The sequence below is a fragment of the Bacillus lumedeiriae genome, from assembly GCF_044891285.1.
Classification (GTDB): Bacteria; Bacillota; Bacilli; order Bacillales; family Domibacillaceae; genus Pseudobacillus; species Pseudobacillus lumedeiriae.
Window position 1 is genome coordinate 13,080 of record NZ_JAUIYO010000014.1, and the last position, 21,737, is coordinate 34,816.

The window sequence follows — 21,737 nt, forward strand, 5'->3', positions numbered from 1 at the left end:
TATCTACAAAAAACTGATAAACTTTTCGAATTGAACGCAAAATAGAAACTTTTCTCACCTCTTTCCTAACGGTCATTCTTCAAGATTACATAACAATAGTCTAATTTAATTTTAGCTGATTAACTTTAGGTCTTCCAACTTTAATACAATATGTAATGATGAGAATGGGTGTAAAACAAAATATACGAATGAAATAAAAAATGACGTGAAGCATAATACTATGCATTAAAGAGGCGGCATTGTACTTGAAGCATAATTTAGGAGGACATCATGAAAGCTGTCACATATCAAGGGAAATATGAAGTGGCTGTTAAACAAGTGGAAGCACCAAAGATTCAAGACCGTGAAGATGTAATTATAAAAGTGACTTCAACGGCTATATGTGGTTCAGATCTGCATTTGTATCAAGGAAATTTCCCTTTACCTGCCGGTTATGTAATCGGACATGAACCAATGGGAATTGTGGAAGAAACAGGCCCAGATGTTACAAGTGTAAAAAAGGGAGATCGTGTAGTCATTCCATTTACTGTGGCATGCGGTACGTGTCAATACTGTCAACATGATTTAGAAAGTCAGTGTGATAACTCTAATCCCCATTACGATTCGGGGGGATACTTCGGATATTCTGAAAAGTTCGGCAATTATCCCGGCGGACAAGCTGAGTATTTACGGGTTCCTTTTGGCAACTATACGCCTTTTGTTATTCCAAACGATTGTGAGTTGGAAGATGAGTCCTTATTATTTTTATCAGATGTGCTTCCTACTGCCTACTGGAGTGTCGAAAATGCCGGTGTAAAGAAAGGGGACACCGTCATTGTCTTAGGCTGCGGACCTATCGGATTAATGGCCCAACAGTTTGCCTGGGACAAAGGAGCAGAACGTGTGATTGCAGTAGATTACATTTCAAACCGGCTTCGGCATTCGCAAAAGATGAATAGGACAGAAACATTTGATTTTACTGAATACGATGACATGGGTGAAGTTTTAAAAGAGTTAACAAAAGGAGGGGCAGACGTTGTAATTGATTGTGTAGGAATGGATGGAAAAAAATCTCCGCTGGAATGGGTAGAACAGAAGCTGAAGCTTCAAGGAGGCACGTTAGGTCCCATCCAAATAGCTACAAAGGCGGTACGAAAAGGCGGAACGCTGCAAATTACAGGTGTTTATGGCGGCCTGTATAATATGTTCCCATTAGGGCCCTTTTTTGCCCGCAACATCACAATAAAGATGGGGCAGGCACCTGCACGCCACTACATGCCGCACTTGTATGACAAAATAAAAAAGGGCAATATCGATCCTACAAAAATCATTACTCATATTATGCCGTTAGAAGAAGCGGCTAAAGGATATCAGCTATTTAATAACAAGGAAGATAATTGTATTAAGGTTGTGTTAAAACCATAGTCTGATACTGTCTTGGATCTTTGCACAACAATCGAGGGAAGCAGATTTGCGCTTCCTTCGATTGTCAATCATTTTCTACTATTCCTCATTTTCCTATAAGGGATGAGCGACAGACTGTAGAGTTTTCCCTAATAAACAAATTCTTCGGCATATTGGAAAAACGGCAAGGTAATGAAAAAACTTGTTCCCACACCTTCTACACTTTCTGCCCAAATTTCTCCTCTATGATAGGTGATGATTTCCCGGCAAATAGAGAGCCCCAGTCCGTGCCCTTTTTTCTGCGAGTATGGTCCTTGACTTGTATAATTTCGATCAAAGATGTAAGGGAGCTGAGAGTGCGGAATACCGCTTCCTGTATCACGAATCTGTATGAGAACCTGATCGGAATGACTTTCTTTTTTAAAAGAAAGACTGATTTCTCCAGATGCAGTATAGTTGAGGGCATTCATAATGAGATTAGTGAAAACCTGTTCAATTTTTTCAATGTCCATTTCGATCATAGGCGCTTTTTCCTCACGATCTTGAAGATGATTCACTAACTTGAAGGAGAGGCCCTGCTGCTTGATTTCATACTCGAATTTACGATATAAGTGATCCATGAATCGATCAAGTGAAATAAAATCCATGTTGAACTGCATTTGACCTGATTCTAATTGAGAAAGCTCAAATAGGTCATGGATCAATAAATGAAGATCGTGTACTCGTTCAAGCCCCTTTGTTAAATAACGAGCCTTTTCCTCCTCAGTGGCAGCAACACCATCCAATACAGCCTCTATGTAGCCTTTGATCGAGCTGATTGGAGCACGAAGGTCATGGGATATATTTTCGAGGAAATGCTTCCGTGATTGCTCTGCCTGTTCAAGCCTTTGATTCAGCTTCTCAAGATTGAGGTTGACCTCATGCAACTCGGCAGTACGCTTCTCAATGGTATGTTCCATTTGTTCATAAAGATACGCATTTTCAATTGAAATCGCTGCTTGAGTTGAGAGAAAGGTAAGAAATTGAATTTTTTCTTTACTGAAGGCATGTGACGCTTTATTATTTTCTAAGTATAAAATGCCTGTCACTTTTCCCTTATTTAAAATAGGCAAACATAGAAGTGATTTCGTTTTTCTATTCATTACATAAGGGTCATCCGTGAACATTCCTGCCATCGCAGCATGATCAAGAACAACTGGTTCTTTACTAATATCTACAAATTGGACGATTTTATCAGAAATCAGCCCAGTTCCGGTGACTGGCTGATGCTTAAGCAGATCAGGTTTCAATTCGTCTAGACTTTTATACTCGCTTAATACAAATTGATTGTTCTTTCTATATAAAAGAATTCCACGGTCTGCCCCCCCATATTCCATGGTAATCTGCATTAACTTTCCAGATAATTTATCAAGAATGATTTCTTTTGAGATACTTTGGGTGGCTTTCAACGCAGCGTGTGTATCAAAAAAAGAAGAGTGTCTAGGATCTTCAATGTGCTTGATTGTCAAGTCATCGGATTCCTTTATCAGCTGTCTAGCTTTTGCTTTTGCTCCCCATTTTTGAAAGGCTTGATAAGCGTTCCTCATAAATGAATGGAAGAGTTCAATAAATCCTAAATCAGCAAAATATCTTCCCGCACATTCATTAGCAATGGCAGCATCCTGAATGAAGCCATTTTGCTCTGCATAACGAATGCTGTCAGAATAAAAAGTAAGAACCTCATGATTTGTTTTCTTCATAGTTAAACGCCGCATTTCAGCTTTCAGCAGCAGATATTTATGCTGATAGTTTTGTGGGGAGAGGTCTGCCCATTGTTTCAGCTTGTTTACGTGTTTCTTTAGTGTTTGAAAGATTCTTTTCTTTTCCCATACAGATTCGGCCTCTTCATAAAAACGAGCCAGCCAAAGGGCATGGTAAAAATAATATTCAGGGATGATGATAAGTGTCAGGCGTTTATTAATCATCGGGATAAGTAGATCCAATAACTGCCTCGCATACTCACCCTTATTAAACAAATAAGCCATCTGCAGCCGAATCGTGTAATAGATAATCTTTGCTGACTCATCATTCATCACCGGCTGCAATTTCCACAAATGATCAGGTCTATTGCCATTTAGGAATTCAACCCACTCCTTGACTTCATGTAGAAATTCTCTGGATAGTGGATATTGAATTTGATTAATAAATTGGATTTGATTCTGTAACCCTTTCAATACTTCGTTAAGTGGCGTTCCTTTTATCAATAGAATAATCGCGATAAATGAACTGTTAGCCCCGGCGAGATGAACATTGCCGGCATCAAGACAATAACGCTGGGATCGTTCAAGGTAATTTAGGCTATCACTGATCGGTCCTGTCCAATGGTTAACAAAGCTCCCATATACAAATTGGACGTGGCCCTTGACCTCTGAATCCCCGGACTTTTCCGAAAGATATAAAGCAAGTCTGCCGAATTGATGGCTGCCTTTAAAATCTCTGAATCCGGCGCTTAGAATAAGCGAATAATTAATGATAACCAAGGTGCTGATACCGGTAAGCCCATGCTTTAATGTAAATCTTAAAGCTCTAAGCATGAGTACTATAGCTAGATTTTGATCGACAAGATAAGCGGGAGCACTCATCGTAATCATTGTGTTTAAGATGTCTATTTTATCTTTATTCACTAAGTTCGGGAGGTTTAAAATTTCTTCTTTTCCTGTTCGAAAGAGAGCGAGTTTTACGAGTAACAGCTCGCGAACGATATCCCGTTTTGCCGTTTTTCTAGAAAAATCGATTCCGAATAATTTCAATCCATCGATCCCGGATTGAACAGCTTCTTCGACACGGTGCATATGAGTGTAGAAGGTCATTTTCATGTTATAAATAGCAAGTTTATCGGCTTGAGAGCGAGAATTCTGAAGAAGGCTGTCAAACGTCATTTCAGCCTCTGTAAACCGGCTGGTTACATATTGACATTCGCCAAGCCCCTTCATGAGTCGCAATGTAAGCTCATATTGTTCTATCCAGAGAGGACCTGTGAGGTCGTAGGCAGACTGGAAGTATTCCAAGGCATCAACAAAGGCAGCTGAGGCCCTTGCTTTCTCACCTGCTTGTACATTCCATTCCGATAGTTCAAGAATTTCTTCGCTTGTCAAAAGGCTGCGGCTTCTATTCAAATGGTTAACAATAGTGAACAATTGATCTTCAATTCGTTGCGAGAATTTCACAAGCAGCCGTCCGATCGTTACATGAGTCTGCTCCCGCTCACCTTCAGTCATTGTAGAGTAAACAGCCTGTTGGACACGGTCATGTAGAAAAGTATAAGCAGGAGGCTGTTCTTCAAGCAGACCCTGTTCCTCCTCTGGATAAATCCATTTATACCACTCATCATTCGGAAGAATTAATCCAGATTCTAATGCTGCCCATAAGTCATTAGCTGTTTCTTTATACGGCTTCTGTGAAATAATAGACAAGGTCTTCAAATCAAAAGGGCTCCCAATGCACGAGGCAAGCTTCAATATATGCTGAGTTGCCTCGGGAAGCAGGCGGATTCTGTCTACTATAAAGTCAATGATATGATCTTTCATCGGGGTTTCAGTGATCTTTTCATATTGAACAGCCCACTTTCCTTTCTTTGGCTGTAAAATGATATGACCATCCTCGTAATAGGATTGAAGCAGCTGTCTCGTGTAAAAAGGGTTTCCTTGTGTAATTCGATGCATGAATAGCGCTAGTTCTTCCACATGCCGTCCGCTGTCCATTAGTGAATCGCTCAGCCAATCATAGATCGTATCTCTAGAGAGATGTTCTAGAGGAATGTCAACAAATGGCACGGCTTCGTTCTTAAGGGTCTGAATGGTCTTCTGTAGCGGATGATGATCAGTTACTTCATTATGGCGAAAGGCACCGATCATCATTAAATAGCCGCTGTTTGCATGAGTGAGCAAATATTCTAACAATTCGAGAGAACAGATATCAGCCCATTGCAAATCATCAAGAAATATGACGAGCGGATGGTCTTTTGCAGCGAAGATATTGATAAATCTGGTAAATATGAAAAAAAACCTTTCTTGCGTATCGATGGATGAATCTTCCTGCATGATGTTTTCTTCACCCATCAGCCACTTGAGTTCAGGAATAAAAGAGGCGATGACTGCGGTATGGATAGGGAGCTCATCTTTCAATTTTTGTTTCCATCGCTCAATTTGAGCTGGACTTTCCGTCATAATTTGCCGGATTAATGATTGCAAGGCAGAGATGATTGGCGCAAGGGGAATATGTCTTTGCATTTGATCGAATTTCCCCGATATAAAATAGCCTTTTTTCTTAATGAGAGGCTTCTGTATTTCATTGACAAGTGCAGTCTTTCCGATCCCTGCTGGTCCTGGAATAAAGACGATGCCAAGCTCTCCGCTGCTAACTTTAGAAAACATGGCTTGAATTTGTTTAATTTCTTCTTGGCGGCCATACAACTGCCGGGCTGTTACGAATATATTCAGATCATCGTGCTGTCCTAGTGGAAATGTTTTAATCTCTCCGAATGCATAATATTGGCTTAAGCAGTTACTTAAATCTTCACGTACCCCCCAAGCGCTCTTGTATCTCGCTTCTGGAGATTTATCCATTAGTTTCATTATTAAATTTGAAATTTGTTTAGGAAGGTCCTTTCTGAAAGTCCACGGTTCGGCCGGTATTTTCGCAAGATGAGCATGAACCAATTGAGCAGGATCTTCTTGTGAAAAAGGGAGGACGCCGGTAAATAATCGGTACAAGATGACTCCAAGAGAGTATAAGTCGGTTCGATAATCAATCGAACGATTCATTCGTCCCGTCTGCTCTGGAGAAATATAGGATAAATGTCCACCAATCCCATCCGTACGTATCACCGTCGGATAGCTTTCTTGTTTCAATGATGTAGAATCATTTAAGCCAGTTACTTTAACGGCATATGTATTTTTTGATAGAAGAAAATGTTCTGGGTTTACGTTTTTATGAATGAGTTGCTGCTGATGCAGACTAAAGAGAGCAGTGGCCAAGCTTTTTGCAATTTCCAAGCCGTTCCGGATCATAACTCGCTGCTGATTATTAAGCAGCTCTTCTAACGTAATACCTGAAAAATATTCATAGATAAAGTAACGTGTATTCAAATGCTGAATCATTTGGATAGGCCGGAGAACATACTCTGATTTCAATTGTCGGCTAATATGGAATTCATGGATGGCGGAAGCTGTTTGTTGGGGGGACGGGTCTGTACTTTTCCCCACTTTAATTAATACTCGTTTACCTGTTTCAATAGAGTAGGCCTTATAAAATAAGCTGTTCGTATTTTCAGTTTCAATGCCAATCACTTGAAATCCAGGTAGTTTGATTGGATGATTCAATTAAATTCACCTCTATGTTTAAAGAAAACTTTAGCACGACTTTAACTAAACTTTAACTTTCCGTTCTATGATCTAGATATACCATTAACCATATCAGGGGGGAAGAACATGAAAAAAGTGTGTAAGCATACTCTTGATACTGAGCGGCAATTTGAAGAATGGCTGCGATTGCTAATGCAAGCAAAGGAACTTGGCCTGACAGTCGAGGAGGTTCGCTGTTTTTTACAGAATGCCCAAAAACACTCTTAACTACTAAACTTGTAACCTAATCCTCTGACAGTTAATATGAGGGCCGGCTTCGATGGATTCACTTCAATTTTCTTACGCAAATTGCTAATGTGAATCATAACTGTTCGATAGTCACCTAAGCTTTCTTCTCCCCATATACGATCAAAAAGCTGCTCTAAACTAAATACTCGATTTGGATGTTCGGCAAAAAGACATAATAATAAAAATTCTTTTGTTGATAGGGAGAGAGGTGCCCCATTTTTCTTCACAACACAATTTTCTTTTTCGATGATCAAGTCCCCGAATGTAATTATTTTTTGTTTAGCAGTAATGTCTACTGTCTTAGTATAATCAGTTAAATCACGATAACGGCGTAAGTGCGCTTTCACTTTAGCTGCTAGAATGCTGGGACTAAAGGGTTTTATAATATAATCATCCCCGCCAATCCGATGACCTAGAATCTGTTCGAAATCTCCCTCTCTGCCGCTTAAGAAAAGGATCGGGACATTTGTCAGGTTCCGTATGTGCTGGCACACTTCAAATCCATCCATATCAGGCAGGTTAACATCCAATATAATAAGTTCTGGTTTTTGCTGCTTAGTTAGTTGAATGGCTGTTTTTCCATCGCCGGCAAATATGAGATGGAATCCTTCTTTCTCTAAATAGAGCTTTTGGATTTCTTGTATATCCGGGTCATCGTCAACGAGTAAAATGGTTTCCCTAGGCACGAAGTTTCCTCCTTTTCTTTAGATATTCCTTTATTTGGATATATAGTTTTAATTTATAACAATTATACAATAAATTGGAATAGATAAACCTATCTTTTCCTAGGTACATAAGACTAATTTGATCTTCCTGTATGACTGGAGGTCCAATCTGTCTATGATCTCCAGCCAATCAGTTATGTGTCTATGATGTAAGAAAATCCTTCTTTTTCTTATGTGACTCTTTAATCTGGCATTCTATTATATAAGTACACTCCCTTGATCATTTTGATTCATTATAGCGTATATTAGGGGTTTTATTATATATAACAATGAAATTTCGTTCTTTATACAGAACAAAATGGTGCTAAAGCTCCATTATTGCAAAAGAAATAATATGCTATAATCTCTATAAATTATATGTTCTTTATAAAGAACAACCATTGGTTTTTTGTTCTCTGTAAAAAATAGAAAGGAAAGCAAGATGCTGATTGCGATCTCATTGCTTTCGAGTGATTTAATTAGGAAAGGAAGAAGATGATGAAGGTATTGATCACAGGAGGGGCCGGATTTATTGGTTCACATATTACAGAGGAATTGCTTTTGCAGCATCATCAAGTAGCGGTAGTGGATAATTTGTCCTCTGGGAAAAGAAGTCAGGTTCCTCTAGAAGCAGACTTTTATGAAGAAGACATTAGAAAGCGAGGGCTCGATAACATTTTTTCGGATTTTCAACCCGATTGTGTCATCCACTTGGCCGCTCAAGTATCTGTATCTAAGTCACTTCAAGCGCCGTTCAAAGACGGTGAAGAGAATATTTTAGCTACGATTAATGTGCTGCAGTGCTGTGTGAAACATCATGTGAAAAAACTAATTTTTTCTTCCACTGCGGCTTTATATGGCAGTCCAAAGTATTTACCGATTGATGAACAGCATGGCGTCAAGCCTATTTCTTTTTATGGATTATCAAAGAAGATTGCAGAATCCTATATTAAAATGTTTTCTGACATTCATGGTTTGACGTATACCATTTTGCGTTATGCCAATGTTTACGGCATGAAACAAGATGCAAATGGAGAAGCGGGTGTCGTATCTACTTTTATTGAGCGGCTTTTAACGAATCAACCGCTCCACATTTTCGGAGACGGAACCCAAACGAGGGATTTTATTTTCGTGAAAGACGTAGCAAAAGCAAATGTAGCGGCTTTAACGAAGGGAGAAAATGAAATCATGAATATTAGTACGGAAAAACAAACGTCCATCTTGGATATTGTTAATGAATTAAAAGCAATTACTTACAGCGATATTTCACCTGTTTTTGATCATGAGCGGCAAGGTGACATTAAAAGCAGTTGCTTATCAAATAAAAAAGCAGCACATGTGCTGAAATGGAAGCCCGTTTATTCATTGACAAACGGCTTAAAAGAAACGATCGGCTTTTATCAAAAAGAAATGATCGCATCAAGCTGAAGAAAGAAAGGAGGATTATTGTGCAGGAAGGGCTGACAATCAAAGATTTTTTTTATTTGATTAAAAAAAGAATCATCATGATCAGTATGACGATGACTATTGTCACGCTTATGACTGGTGTTATTATTCTCTTTCTTTTTAAGCCGGTGTATGAGGCGAAGGAATATATTTTAATAGGTGATTTGCATAACACGGATAGAGAAAATTCTTATGAAGAAACACAAAAAATTCCAAGAATGATGGCTTCCTCTATCGACTTTATTAAGAGCCCGATCGTTCTAGATGCAGTGAAAAAAGAACTCGGCTTACATGACACGCCTTTAGAAAAAAAACTATTCATTGAAAATAATAAGGATTCCCAAATTGTTACGATTACTGCTAAAGATCAGAACGCGGAGCTGGCTAGAAAGATTGCAAAGACTACCGTTTTTATATCTATCGAAAAAATGAACACTCTTTTGAAGTTTGATGGGGCGAAAATTTTGGAAAAAAGTGACGATTTAATAGAAAAAAACAATATCGCTGCTGCATTGGTAATTGCTCTTATTGTGGGGATGTTCTCAGGAGTCGGTCTGGCAGTCGTTCGGGAACAATTAGATGACTCGATAAAAAGTGAGAAAACAGTGGAAGATCTGCTCGATGTGCCGCTTTTGGGGGAGTTTTCTGACAAGGCAAAAATCCGAAAAAGCAGACGGGAGATCCCTTTTTATGACGACAAAGAAAGGAGAGAGGTCCATGCTAAGGAAAAGACAAACCAAGCGGATCGAGCAACTACAATTTCCTGAAAAGTGGAAAAATACAGAGCAGATGAGAATCGTTCGATCGCATATCCAGCAGGCCTTCCATTATGAAAAGCCTGTATTAATGATCACTTCTCCTGAAGAAAATGAACTTCAGCCGCTTGTTTCCTCCAAGCTGGCTAGTTCATTCGCTGAAACCGGGAAAAAAGTGCTGCTTGTCGATGGCAATTTCCGAAAACCGGCTTTGCATAAATTATTTGAGATTCACAACATGACAGGACTGGGCAATGTATTAATGGGCGAAGAAGGAGCGGCTAGTGAAGTATTTATTCAACATCTCTACGTTCTGCCCGCCGGTCCCTTTCCTATCTATCCCAAATATTTAGAAAGGTTCAAGTCATTCATTCATGTATGGCAGAACGATTATGATGTTGTTATTTTAGAAGCTCCAGCATGTTTAGAAGTGGCAGATGCTCAAATTCTTTCAACGGCTTGTAACGGTGTAATTCTTGTCATTCAAGCGAACCAAACGAAAAAAGAAGATGCCCTGAAAGCTAAAAAGATGTTAGAAAGAGCGGGCAGTTGTATTTTAGGAGCGATTTATCAAACAAGTTGAAGTAATGCAGGTGATGATGGATGGGTAATGGAGGAAAGAACTCGATTGGTAAAAATGTGTTTCATTTGTTTTATAGCACCGCTTTTTCTAGCGGCTTAAATGCTCTGACACTCATACTTCTCGCACATTATCTTGAATCCCACAGTTATGGGATGCTTAGTGTTGCGCTGGCATTTGCACTGATTATGGGCTATTTCACGGATGCAGGAATAAGCGTCGGCGTACTTCGGGAAGGATCGAAAAAAGGAATTCATTTATCAGCTGTTATTTCTTCCTATATTAAAATCCGCGTCGTATTATTAGGCATTACATTTGCAGCGGGTTTTTTCCTTATCCAGCTGCTTTATCAGAATCAGCCGGATTTAGTAAAAATTATGTATTGTTTAATTTTTCCAATGGTAACAGGGTTAGCTATGCAAAGTATTAGTATCACCTATTTTCAACTGGTGGAGGAAATGCAGCATTTAGGGATGATCCGCATTTGCTCGGCTGTACTTCTTGTTGTTTCTATCTCATTGGGCATGCTTTTTTCACTGCAGCCGAACGTTGTATGTTTTTTATACGGCTGTTCCTATTTGCTCGCAGGAATGGGCGGAATATATTTAATGAGCAAACGAGTAGTGATCTGTTTTAAAAGTGTGTTTCATAAGGAACTGCTGAAAAATATTCTGTCCTTTATTATCAGCGGATTATTGATCGTTATTCTGCCGCAGCTGGGGCCGATTATCCTAGAAAAGACGTTAACGTTACAACAGGTTGGTTTTTTTGCTGTCGCTTATCGGATTCCTTCTGCTTTGTACCAAATTCCCGGCATATTGGCAGGAGCTTTCTATCCAGCTTTGTTTAAAAGTTATAACAATAAAGGAATGACAGAGCATTTGCAGCTACATATGGTCCAGATTAAACTGATGGGGTTAACCGGCATGGCGATGACGATTCCCTTGTATTACATGCCAGAGATGATCATTGGGTCACTGTTCGGGGAGAAGTGGATGTTTGCGGCCAGCGCTTTACGAGTATTGTCTTTTCTGCTCGTGCTGCAAAGTATAAACGTGGCTTTGGCTGACGGGCTGACAACAAAAGATTTGCAATCACGCCGCACGATTGTCCAGGCAGCCGCTGTCGCTGGAGGGGTGGGGTTTTATATTTTTTTGAGCGGGCAGTACGGGATAGAAGGAGCGGCTTTCGCCGGTGTGTCTGTCGAGATTCTTTCCTTGGCTGGTTTCTGGCTGTTAAACCCAGCGAGAAAAACTTTGGCAATAAAAGTGTTGTTTCCTTATCTTGGTTCATTTGCTGTTTTGTTTTCCGTCTTTACATACTTTGCTCCCGCTCGGCCAGTCCTTGCCGCTGCCCTACATTTGTTTTGTCTTTTCGTCATCCTAGCGGCGGATTCAGAGTTAACACAAAAGTTAACGGGGATGACTCGTAAAAAGCACAGCGCAGCGGAACGAGAGGTGAAAAATGAAACTTCTTCATGACACTGGCCAGACGCAGCGCAGCACCGGTCTGTTCTTACTGTTTTTCCTCTTTACGTTGAGTAAATACAACGTATATATCGGATTTTCTCTTAAACCTTACATGCTTTTTTTACTATTCTTTTTGTGTTTTCATCTTGCTGTTTTTTCTTTTCAAACATTGTATTTTTTTGAGGTTATGTTGTTGTTGTTTTATTTATTTTATAGTTTCACGGGGGCTTTTTCGATGTATCCTCTCGCTAGTATTCGTATTACGCTAGGAATCGTTTTGCTCCTTTTCTGTTACTTTATCTTAAAGTCTATTTTAAGCCAGTATTCAGAACACGCTATACAAAAGGCAATAGCCGAAGCGGGTTTGTTATTTAACGCTGTCAGTCTTGTCCTATATGTGATCGGTTTGAAAAGCCTTGCATCTCAAGAGCAGGGAGAAATGATTTCTAGCTACGGTGTGCTGTTAGATAGAGAGTATCCAAGGTTAATCGGCTTGCTGGAAGACCCTAATCTTTATATTTTTTACAATACCCTTTTCATTGCGTACTTTTTAACGAATATGAAAAGCTGGAGAAATAAAGCGGGGTTCCTCTTATGTCTAGTGACAAGTATCTTGACATTTTCAAGAGGAGGCCTGTTAGCCATGATCCTGATGGTTTTGCTCTATCTGGTCATAAGCAGTCCTGCCACAAGGTGGAAAACTTTGGTAACCATAGGGGGTGTTTGCTCAGCGGCTGGCTATATGACGGCATCCATCATGAAGTTTGATATTGGTCAAATGCTTGAAGCGAGAATAGAGGACTTTTCCAGCGACGGGGGAAGTGGACGCTTTGAATTATGGAGCAGGGCTTGGGAGTACTTTTTGTCAAACCCTCTTATGGGAATAGGAGCAGATAATTTTATTGAATATAACAAAGTGTATTATGGAGAAGGTTTGTACACACATAACACCTTTTTACAGATTTTATCAGAGTCCGGTTTATTAGGCTTCTCCTTATACTTCACTTTTCTTCTCCTTGTTGTCATCCAGCTGATGAATCGTCGTTTAATGAAGGAAAAACCGTATTTATTTTTATCATTTATTGCCTTTTTCCTGCAAATCATGTCCTTATCTTTAATCATTAACGAAGTGTTCTTTCTGTATTTAGCTATTCTGTCCGCTATTTTACAGAAGGAGGAAAGGAAACAGCTCACAACAAAACAAGAGGGAAAGGAGATTCATAAACATGAATGTCTTGTTAATGACGGATAAATTAATGATGGGAGGAGCAGAGTCTTACTTTTGCAAATTAGAAAATCAACTGAGGCACCCTAATCTTGTCTTTTATACAGCAGCGGGCAGCGGTGAGCTTTACGAACAAATCAACAATAAACATCATTTTATTCCAATGTCTCGTCGTAACCATCTGGCTAATCTCCTCATGATCAAAAGAAAAGTAATGAAATACAAGATTGACATCATTCATGCGAATAGCTTACGCATGGTTCTATACGCCGTGATGGTTCAAAAAATGGCGAAAAAAAAGTTTAAAATTATTTATACAAAGCACAATGCAACAATGATAGAAAAGCGTTTTAGATACGCTTTTACTCATCTATTAAATAAGCACGTGACAAAAATTATTACGGTAAGTAAGGATGAACAAAAGAATCTTTTTCAACTAGGTGTGCAGCCGAATAAGATTACAACGATTTACAACGGGGTAGATTTGGAGCAGTTCACCTATCATCAAAAAGAAAAAAATGACGTTTGCAAAGTCGGAATTTTAGCGAGATTATCTCCAGAAAAGAATCACGAATTATTTTTACAGATTTCTAGCCGCTTGAAGCATGATCCGAAAATTAAATTTTATATAGGGGGAGACGGTCCGCAATATTCAACCATTCGTAAAATGATTGACGAGTTGAATCTGACTCATCACGTGCAAATGATAGGGGAAGTGAAGAATCCTCAAAGCTTTATTAAGGAAATGGATATACTCGTTTTGACCTCCCACCGGGAAGTATTTCCATTAGTTATTCTTGAGGCAATGGCTGTTGGCACCCCTGTTGTCGCCATTGATACAGGCGGAATTAAAGAAGCGATCAAGAGCCATGAATTCGGCCGCCTTGTATCAGACTATTCAGTCGATCACTTTTGCCGGCATATAGCAGCGATAAAGGAGGATCAACAGTTGAGGAACGAGATAGCCGAGCGTGCCCGTGATAGAGTTCAGAAACACTTCTCTTTAGAAAAAATGATCACTTCTACAATGAAGGAGTACTTACATGTTTAAAAATAGAGGGATATTTATGGTTATGCTGTTCTTTATAAAGAATGGTAAAGGAGATTTCTAATGAACAAGGGGAGAGAAAGACGCATTTATAACATGCTCCTTATTTTATTCGATCTTGCTTTCGTGCATTTTAGTTATTTCATTGCCTGCCGGCTGCTTGATGGTTCTTTTGTTCCCAGCCATTACATACATGCGGCGCCTTGGATATCGGCAGCCATACTCACTATTTTCTATTTATTTGATTTTTATACAGAATGGAAAAGAAAAAGTTTTCAGCAAGTGATCTATACGATCGTATTATCGCTCGGAACATTGGCTGTTTTGATGGTGGCTGCTGTTATTGCTTACCCACTGGATATTATTTCATTTAAAGTTGTTATGCTCGCTTTTTTCATTCAAATTCTTCCATTTATCATGAGCCGTTTTGTTATTTGGCATGTCATAAAAGCCATTCATGGAGAGAAAAAGGTATTGATTATCAGCGAAAATGAAGAAAGTGGTTTATCACTGGCAGATAAAGTACTTTCCCATAGCAAAGGATGGTTTACGATTAGCGGCTTTTTACCTTTGAGAGAAAAAAACAAATTAAAAAGCAGCTTAAAAGAAGTCGACATTGTGCTTATTGCTCATTCAATCGATAAAAAGCAAAAAAATGAAGTGATCGGCCTATGTGTAAAGCAGGGAAAAGAAGTTCTAATTGTGCCTGAAATGTATGAAGTATTTGTAAGCGGCTCCGTTTACGAGCAAGTGGATGACATGCTAGTATTTTCTGTTTCTCCCGCAGGGCTTACTGCTGCCCAGCGTGCGTTGAAGCGTACATTCGATCTTATTGCAGCTGTAACCGTCTTAATCGTTACTAGTCCTTTTGTTATTTTTTTATGTATCATGATTCCGCTCACTTCTAAAGGGCCAATTTTTTTCAAGCAGGAACGGCTTGGCAGGAACGGAAAGCCCTATCAAATGTACAAGTTTAGGAGCATGGTGCAGGATGCCGAAAAAAATACAGGGCCGGTGCTGGCAGCAGAGCAGGATCCGCGGATTACGCCAATCGGCAGGATCATTCGCGCTTCGCGTCTCGATGAACTGCCGCAATTATACAATGTTCTCAAAGGGGAGATGAGTCTCATCGGACCAAGACCTGAAAGGAAGTTTTTCATTGATCAATTTCAGCAGCAACTGCCTGATTATGCTTACAGAATGGCTGTGAAACCCGGACTGACTGGTCTGGCACAAGTAATGGCAAAATACACAACCGCCGTGGAAGATAAACTGCGGTTTGATTTAATGTATATCCGTCATTATTCATTTATCGCAGATGTAAAGATTTTATTACAAACGATCCGGGTCATTTTTCAGCGAGAGCAAGCCAGCGGTGTAAAAGAAAAAAACGCTCAAAGAGAAAAGCAGCTGTTACAGTTGCTGAACCAATATCGCGCTGCCGGCCAATAAGGGGGAATTCATGAAATGAAGGTTTTATTCATCACACATAGAAAGCCGAAAGTGCCGGGAAAAGGGGATCAAGTGAGAGCGTTTCAGCAAATGAAAAGCTTACTAAAAAAAGGACACATTGTTCATTGTTTGTTTCAAGAAAAGGACGAAGCTTATTTGTGCTGTGCTGCCTCTATGGTCAACGGAGACAACACGGAAAAATATAAAATAAAAACGAAAAACAATCATTGGTCAGCTGTTAAAAGCTTTTTTCTGAAAGGCTATCCATTAAGTGTGTCTCTGCATTCTTTTCCGGTTTTAGAGGTTTTTCTCAAAACATTGACCCATCACTTTCATTATGACGTGATCCATGTTCAATCAAAAGTACTTCATAATTTTGCTAATATAAGCATTTCTGGTTCAACAGTTATAGTGGATTACATTGATGCCATTAGTCTCAATTTGGAAAGGAGGTATAAGTGGACGAGAAATTTGTTTGAAAAGTGGGCTGTCAGGGGAGAGCTCAGAAGGATGAAGAAATACGAAGCTTTCATAAAAAAACAATGCTCAAAAGCCATTATTATTTCCCCTATGGATAAAAAGTTTCTGCACTCTAGAAGGGCAAAGCAGACGGATGTAGTACCAAATTATATCGATTTATCTTACTTCCATATGAATCAATTTGTTGAAAGCAGAAAGAAAGCGCTTGTGTTTACAGGAACAATGAGTTACGCACCAAACGTAGATGCGGCGGTAAGGCTCGTTAATGATATTTACCTTCCATTAAAGAAAACATCCCCTGATTTAGAATGCTGGATCGTTGGGACGAATCCTTCAGCGGAAGTACAAAAGCTGAACAAAATGGACGGCGTAACCGTCACCGGGTTTGTAGAAGATATTAGACATTGGCAGTGGAGAGCGGCTGTGTATGTTTGCCCGCTCCGCTTTGGAGCAGGGCAACAAAATAAAATACTCGAAGCGTCTGCTTTAGGATGCCCGATTGTGATGAGCAGCGTAACGAATGCGGGTATTGGCTTTACAAACAATGAAGAGGCAATCATTTGTGAATACAATGAAGAATTTATTGAGCAGACGGAGCGGCTGTTACTAAATCAGCAGCATGCTGAAATATTAGCGAAGCGGGCAAGGGTTTTTGTGGCTAGTCGTTTTTCAGAAGAAATCGTAGCGGATCAATTAGTGGCTGCCTATACGTCAAATGAACGGCAATATCCAAAAAAATCAGAAGCGGAGGAATAAAAATGGAACTAATACTATTGTCGGGCGGATCGGGAAAACGTCTTTGGCCATTATCAAATGATTCTAGATCCAAGCAATTTTTAAAAGTGCTTGAGAATAAAAATGGTGAAATGGAATCAATGGTTCAAAGAGTATGGAAACAGCTTGATCGTGCCGGTCTGCAGTCATCTACATTGATTGCTACAAGCAAGACACAAGTAGATATGATTCACAATCAGCTAGGACCGCACGTTCCTCTGCTTATCGAACCGGAGAGAAGAGATACATTCTCCGCCATTGCTCTTGCGGCTGTGTATCTTTATTGTGTTAAAGGAGTAGGGTTGCAGGAAGTAGTCGGTGTACTTCCGGTAGATCCATTCGTTGAAGACTGCTTTTTTCATAGACTCGGGCACTTAAAAGAAGCGTTACGGTCCTCCCAGGCAGATCTTGCTTTAATAGGAGTGGAGCCAACGTACCCCTCTTCCAAATATGGTTATATTGTACCTGGCAAAGTAAGCAATCAAGAAGAATATATAGAAGTCAGCTATTTTAAAGAAAAGCCATCTGAACTGAAGGCTGCTGAATTAATTGCTAAGCATGCTTTATGGAACACAGGAGTGTTTGCTTTTAAACTGGAATATCTTATTTCCTTACTAGAAGAAAGAGGTCTGCCGATTCAGTATGAAGAGTTACATAAACAGTATTCATCGCTTCCAAAAAAATCTTTTGATTATGAAGTAGTGGAAAAGGCAGACAAAGTAGTTGCCCTTCCATATAACGGATTTTGGAAAGATCTTGGAACATGGAACACACTCACAGAAGAAATGAGAACCAATCAAATTGGAGATGGGGTAGTCAGCGATGATTGTAAGAATACCCACCTTGTCAACGAGTTAGGTATTCCGGTGACAGTAGTGGGAGTGAGAAATGTCATCATTGCAGCTAGTCCAGACGGTATTTTAATCTCCGATAAAAATGAGAGTCCGAGAGTGAAAGGGTTGTTAGAAGGAATTCAGCGGCGGCCAATGTACGAAGAACGGCGTTGGGGCTGGTACCGTGTGCTCGATTACACGAAAGTGGATGAAGAATTAGAAGTATTAACTAAGCGAATCTGTGTAACAGCAAATGAGAACTTAAGTTATCAGAAGCATATGGCCAGAAGTGAAGTTTGGACCATCATTAAAGGCCTGGGAGAGTTTGCTCTTAACGGCATCATTTATCCCGTAAAAGCAGGAGATGTGCTGCATATCCCAGTTGGATCGGAACATGGAATTAAGGCAATCACAGATTTAGAGTTTATCGAAGTTCAGTCTGGTACACATCTTGTAGAAGAGGATATTTGCCGCATTTACATGGGATGGAATGAGGTAGTGCAGTACTGTAATAAAGTCGTCAGCTAAATGAGGAAAAGCAAAACGGGGAGATCAATCAAAAGATGAAAAGAAGAGGATGGACTGTTACGATTATATTTGCAGGTATTGTCTTCTGCTTGCTGTTTCAAAAGAATGTCAATGATGAGGAATCTACATCACTTAACCCTTCATCTGAAGAGAACGGTGTGGCAGTAGAGTCCTTTATAATCAATACAAATGACCCGCCAAAAGATTATTCAGATGCGATTCAGAAAGCTATTGATTTTTGCGCTGCACATAAAAAAGAAAAAGTGAAGTTCAAGGCTAATAAAAAGTATGTTCTTCAATCAGGATTTACTGTAAAGGAAGGGGTAAAAGTGGAGTTTGGACAAAACACGGTACTGGAGGTTCAGGGGGATTTTCGAGTAATGAGTGTGGAGAAGGATGCCGTTATTACAAACGGAACGATTCAAATCATGAGCCCCTCCTTTCAGTCGGAAGTGATTTCTTTGAAAGGAACCGAGCAATTTGACGCTGCTAATAAAACCCGTATTGAAAACATGACGCTCATCAATAAAATCAGGAATTACAAAGGAACAGCCCTTGCTCTCTATGCAAAAGGCCCGTGGCACAATATTAGTTTTGTGAACTTTAAAAATATATCAATCATTGGTTTTAAAACAGGAATTCAACTAAAAGCAGAAAATCCGCAAAAAGGAGCGTATAGCTGGATTAACGCTAATCGTTTTGAAAATATAACGCTGGATGATTGTGTTCATTGCATTGAAATAATAGGTTCGATGAGTATACCAAATGAATGCTCAGGTAATTTTTTTACGGGAATGCAAGTACAATTGACCGAAAACACGAAACAATTACTAAAGATCGATGGTTCACATAATAAATTTGAAGGCATGGTGTGGGACGTACAGCGGGTCGAGCAGCAGGCACCACTTATTATATTCACATCCAAAACAGAGAAAAACAAATTAAATACGAATTTGGGCGCTCAATACGTTAATGACAACGGACAAAACAATGAGTATTAAGCAAAACATTGTCTATCCAAGAAAAAGACGATGACCAATGAATGTTATATGAGGTTATTTTCTTAGGACTTCTCTGCACGAGGTATACAAAAGTGTACATAAGGGAAATCCTGTTCAATCAGAACTGTTAGATTTTTGCCACTTTTGAAATTCAAGAAATTGTTTGAATTGTTCTTTGCTAACACCAGATTCCATTGCTTCCCTAGCAAGTTTAAGCCATTCTATGTCCATCTCTTCGCCCTGAGGATCATCTTCAAGAATTAATTGCTGAACATTGACACCTAATACTGCAGATATTTTATTTAGAAATTGGATGGAGGGATTTAATTGTATTTGGCGTTCAACTGAAGAGATGTATGATTTAGCTACACCTGCCCGATTAGCCAACTCGGTCAATGATAATCCTTTTTTCATCCTAAGTTCACGGATTCGTTCTCCTATAGACATGTTCATCACCCTTAGAATATGCTGAAGTTTAACTGTTTTATTTTAACATGGACGTTAAAAAAAGACAAAGATCTGAAATAAAATCAATGGAAAACAAATAAATAGGGTTTTACATTTTCCCTGCCTTCTTCAATATTAATAAATGTATAAAAGGAGTGCGTATATGTCTTGGAAAACAAAAGTAAAACAATGGTTAAGTTATGAACCGTTAGATGAAACATTAAAGGATCAATTACTCGCTATTCAAGGGGATGAAAGGTTGCTGGAAGACAGTTTTTATAAAGATTTAGAGTTTGGTACAGGCGGTATGCGCGGTGAACTGGGACCGGGAACGAATCGGATGAATAGGTATACGGTTAGGAAAGCAGCTGCAGGGCTTGCGCTGTATGTGGCGGAACAGGGAAAGGAAGCGATGGCGCGGGGTGTGGTCATCGCTTATGATTCACGTCATATGTCCCCGCAGTTTGCGTTAGAAGTGGCCAGAACAGTGGGGACATATGGGATTCAAACGTATGTATTCGATGAATTATGTCCGACACCTGTATTGTCATTTGCGGTACGGTATTTGCAGGCTTATGCGGGTGTAGTAATTACGGCAAGCCATAATCCTCCTGAGTATAATGGTTTGAAAATATACGGAGAAGATGGCGGACAGATTCCTCCTGCAATGACTGATGTGATCATTGACTATGTTCAAAAAGCGGGCAGCGAGCTATTAATTGAAGCAGCAGAGGACCAGGATTTATTAGAGCAAGGGATTCTTACTTATATCGGTGAACAAGTAAATCAGGCTTACATAAACTCAATGAAATTAATTGGATTAAATCAGCAAGTGATCCATAAAGCAGGGGAAGATCTCGTTATCGTTTTCACTCCGCTGCATGGTACGGCAAACAAGCTGGTGCGGGCGGGACTTGAAGTACGAGGCTTTGAGCATGTCACAGTTGTAAAGGAACAAGAGCTGCCGGATCCCAACTTTCCAACAGTGGCTTCGCCCAATCCTGAAGAACATGCAGCGTTTGAGTTGGCGATCCGTTATGGCAGGAAAATCGATGCAGATCTATTAATAGGAACAGACCCTGATGCGGATCGTCTCGGTATAGCGGTCAAAAACCATCAGAATGAATATGTCGTTTTGACCGGCAACCAAGCCGGAGCATTAATGCTTTATTATTTGCTTGAACAAAAGAAGGTAAACGGTACGCTGCCTACTAATGGAGTGGTGCTCAAGACGATTGTGACGTCAGAGATCGGCCGGGCGATCGCGGATGATTTTGGTATCCTAACGATCGATACGCTGACAGGGTTTAAGTTTATTGGTGAGAAAATGAAGCAATTTGAACAAACGGGTGAGCATACGTTTTTATTTGGGTATGAAGAAAGCTGTGGCTACTTAATTGGCGATTTTGTTCGTGATAAAGATGCTGTGCAGTCAGCAGTATTTATGGCAGAAGTAGCGGCTTATTATAAGGTGCAAGGAAAGTCATTATATGATGGAGTAATGGAAATCTTCGAGAAGTATGGATTTTATCAAGAGTCTCTGCACTCTCTGACGTTGGAAAGGAAAGAGGGAGCAGAGAAAATTGCGTTCATTTTAGAGAAGTTCCGAAATGCACCTCCTAAGAAAATAAATCGTGTACCGGTCGTTGAGATCGAGGACTATATGGCAAGTGAGTGTACGGATACCTGTACAGGAGTTAAAACACCGATTGATTTGCCGAAAGCGAATGTGCTGAAGTTTACATTAGCCGATGGCTCCTGGTTTTGTCTGCGTCCATCTGGAACAGAGCCAAAAGTGAAAATGTACTTTGCGGTAAAGGGAGAATCAATGGATGAAAGTAAAAGAAAGCTTTCCAATGTAGAGAAAGAGGTAATGGGGATGGTAAATCGGTTGGTGACGATGTAACGGGGGCATAGTATAATTAAGTATGTCTATCAATATAGAAGGCTGCTTAACTACTTTTTGAATAGGAAGGATAAAT

At 39.7% G+C, this 21,737-nt stretch carries 16 protein-coding genes; 13 read left to right on the plus strand and 3 right to left on the minus strand.

Annotated elements, in window-relative coordinates; translation table 11 throughout:
- The first annotated feature begins 270 nt into the window (after positions 1-270).
- A complete protein-coding gene (locus tag QYG89_RS13785) occupies positions 271-1,404 on the plus strand; it encodes a zinc-dependent alcohol dehydrogenase (protein ID WP_404318279.1) in 1,134 nt (377 codons plus the stop codon).
- 128 nt (positions 1,405-1,532) lie between these two features.
- Here QYG89_RS13785 and QYG89_RS13790 read toward each other — a convergent pair whose 3' ends face one another.
- Positions 1,533-6,743 (minus strand): AAA family ATPase, encoded by a 5,211-nt coding sequence (locus QYG89_RS13790; RefSeq protein WP_404318281.1) that lies wholly within the window; start codon positions 6,741-6,743, stop codon positions 1,533-1,535.
- A gap of 108 nt (positions 6,744-6,851) precedes the next feature.
- Here QYG89_RS13790 and sinI point away from each other — a divergent pair, with 108 nt between their 5' ends.
- The gene (gene sinI, locus QYG89_RS13795; protein WP_404318283.1) at positions 6,852-6,992 is read left to right on the plus strand and encodes a DNA-binding anti-repressor SinI; all 141 of its coding nucleotides are present in this window, start codon (positions 6,852-6,854) and stop codon (positions 6,990-6,992) included.
- On the opposite strand, the gene QYG89_RS13800 is transcribed toward sinI, so the two are convergent.
- Entirely contained in the window at positions 6,989-7,699 is a 711-nt protein-coding gene (locus tag QYG89_RS13800; protein ID WP_404318285.1) for a response regulator transcription factor, read from the minus strand. The genes sinI and QYG89_RS13800 overlap by 4 nt on opposite strands.
- Positions 7,700-8,212: 513 nt before the next feature.
- Between QYG89_RS13800 and QYG89_RS13805 the strand changes: the two genes are divergently transcribed.
- The 10 genes from QYG89_RS13805 (at position 8,213) to QYG89_RS13850 (ending at position 19,308) form a co-directional block, all read left to right on the plus strand.
- Positions 8,213-9,145, plus strand: coding sequence for an NAD-dependent epimerase/dehydratase family protein (locus QYG89_RS13805; RefSeq protein ID WP_404318287.1), 933 nt, complete (start codon positions 8,213-8,215; stop codon positions 9,143-9,145).
- A gap of 20 nt (positions 9,146-9,165) precedes the next feature.
- Positions 9,166-9,930: a YveK family protein gene (locus tag QYG89_RS13810; RefSeq protein WP_404318288.1), complete on the plus strand. Its 765-nt coding sequence runs from the start codon at positions 9,166-9,168 to the stop codon at positions 9,928-9,930.
- Entirely contained in the window at positions 9,881-10,501 is a 621-nt protein-coding gene (locus tag QYG89_RS13815) for a CpsD/CapB family tyrosine-protein kinase (protein WP_404318290.1), read from the plus strand. The genes QYG89_RS13810 and QYG89_RS13815 overlap by 50 nt, the downstream gene beginning before the upstream one ends.
- A 20-nt stretch (positions 10,502-10,521) precedes the next feature.
- Positions 10,522-11,979 carry an oligosaccharide flippase family protein gene (locus tag QYG89_RS13820; RefSeq protein ID WP_404318292.1) on the plus strand — a complete coding sequence of 486 codons (1,458 nt, stop codon included), beginning with the start codon at positions 10,522-10,524 and terminating at the stop codon, positions 11,977-11,979.
- Between the two features lie 223 nt (positions 11,980-12,202).
- The gene (locus QYG89_RS13825) at positions 12,203-13,219 is read left to right on the plus strand and encodes an O-antigen ligase family protein (protein ID WP_404318293.1); all 1,017 of its coding nucleotides are present in this window, start codon (positions 12,203-12,205) and stop codon (positions 13,217-13,219) included.
- A complete protein-coding gene (locus QYG89_RS13830; RefSeq protein WP_404318295.1) occupies positions 13,194-14,243 on the plus strand; it encodes a glycosyltransferase family 4 protein in 1,050 nt (349 codons plus the stop codon). The genes QYG89_RS13825 and QYG89_RS13830 overlap by 26 nt, the downstream gene beginning before the upstream one ends.
- Before the next feature lie 60 nt (positions 14,244-14,303).
- Positions 14,304-15,692: a sugar transferase gene (locus QYG89_RS13835; protein WP_404318297.1), complete on the plus strand. Its 1,389-nt coding sequence runs from the start codon at positions 14,304-14,306 to the stop codon at positions 15,690-15,692.
- Positions 15,693-15,707: 15 nt separating this feature from the next.
- Positions 15,708-16,928 (plus strand): glycosyltransferase family 4 protein, encoded by a 1,221-nt coding sequence (locus QYG89_RS13840; protein ID WP_404318298.1) that lies wholly within the window; start codon positions 15,708-15,710, stop codon positions 16,926-16,928.
- Between the two features lie 2 nt (positions 16,929-16,930).
- Positions 16,931-18,307, plus strand: a complete 1,377-nt coding sequence (locus tag QYG89_RS13845; protein WP_404318300.1) for a sugar phosphate nucleotidyltransferase — start codon at positions 16,931-16,933, stop codon at positions 18,305-18,307.
- Positions 18,308-18,342: 35 nt separating this feature from the next.
- Entirely contained in the window at positions 18,343-19,308 is a 966-nt protein-coding gene (locus tag QYG89_RS13850) for a hypothetical protein (RefSeq protein WP_404318301.1), read from the plus strand.
- Positions 19,309-19,422: 114 nt separating this feature from the next.
- Here the strand turns inward: QYG89_RS13850 and QYG89_RS13855 are convergent, their stop codons facing one another.
- On the minus strand, positions 19,423-19,755 hold the full coding sequence (locus tag QYG89_RS13855; RefSeq protein ID WP_404318302.1) for a helix-turn-helix domain-containing protein: 333 nt from the start codon (positions 19,753-19,755) through the stop codon (positions 19,423-19,425).
- A 163-nt stretch (positions 19,756-19,918) separates the two neighbouring features.
- On the opposite strand from QYG89_RS13855, the gene QYG89_RS13860 reads away from it, so the two are divergent.
- Positions 19,919-21,661: a phospho-sugar mutase gene (locus tag QYG89_RS13860; protein WP_404318304.1), complete on the plus strand. Its 1,743-nt coding sequence runs from the start codon at positions 19,919-19,921 to the stop codon at positions 21,659-21,661.
- Positions 21,662-21,737 lie beyond the last annotated feature (76 nt).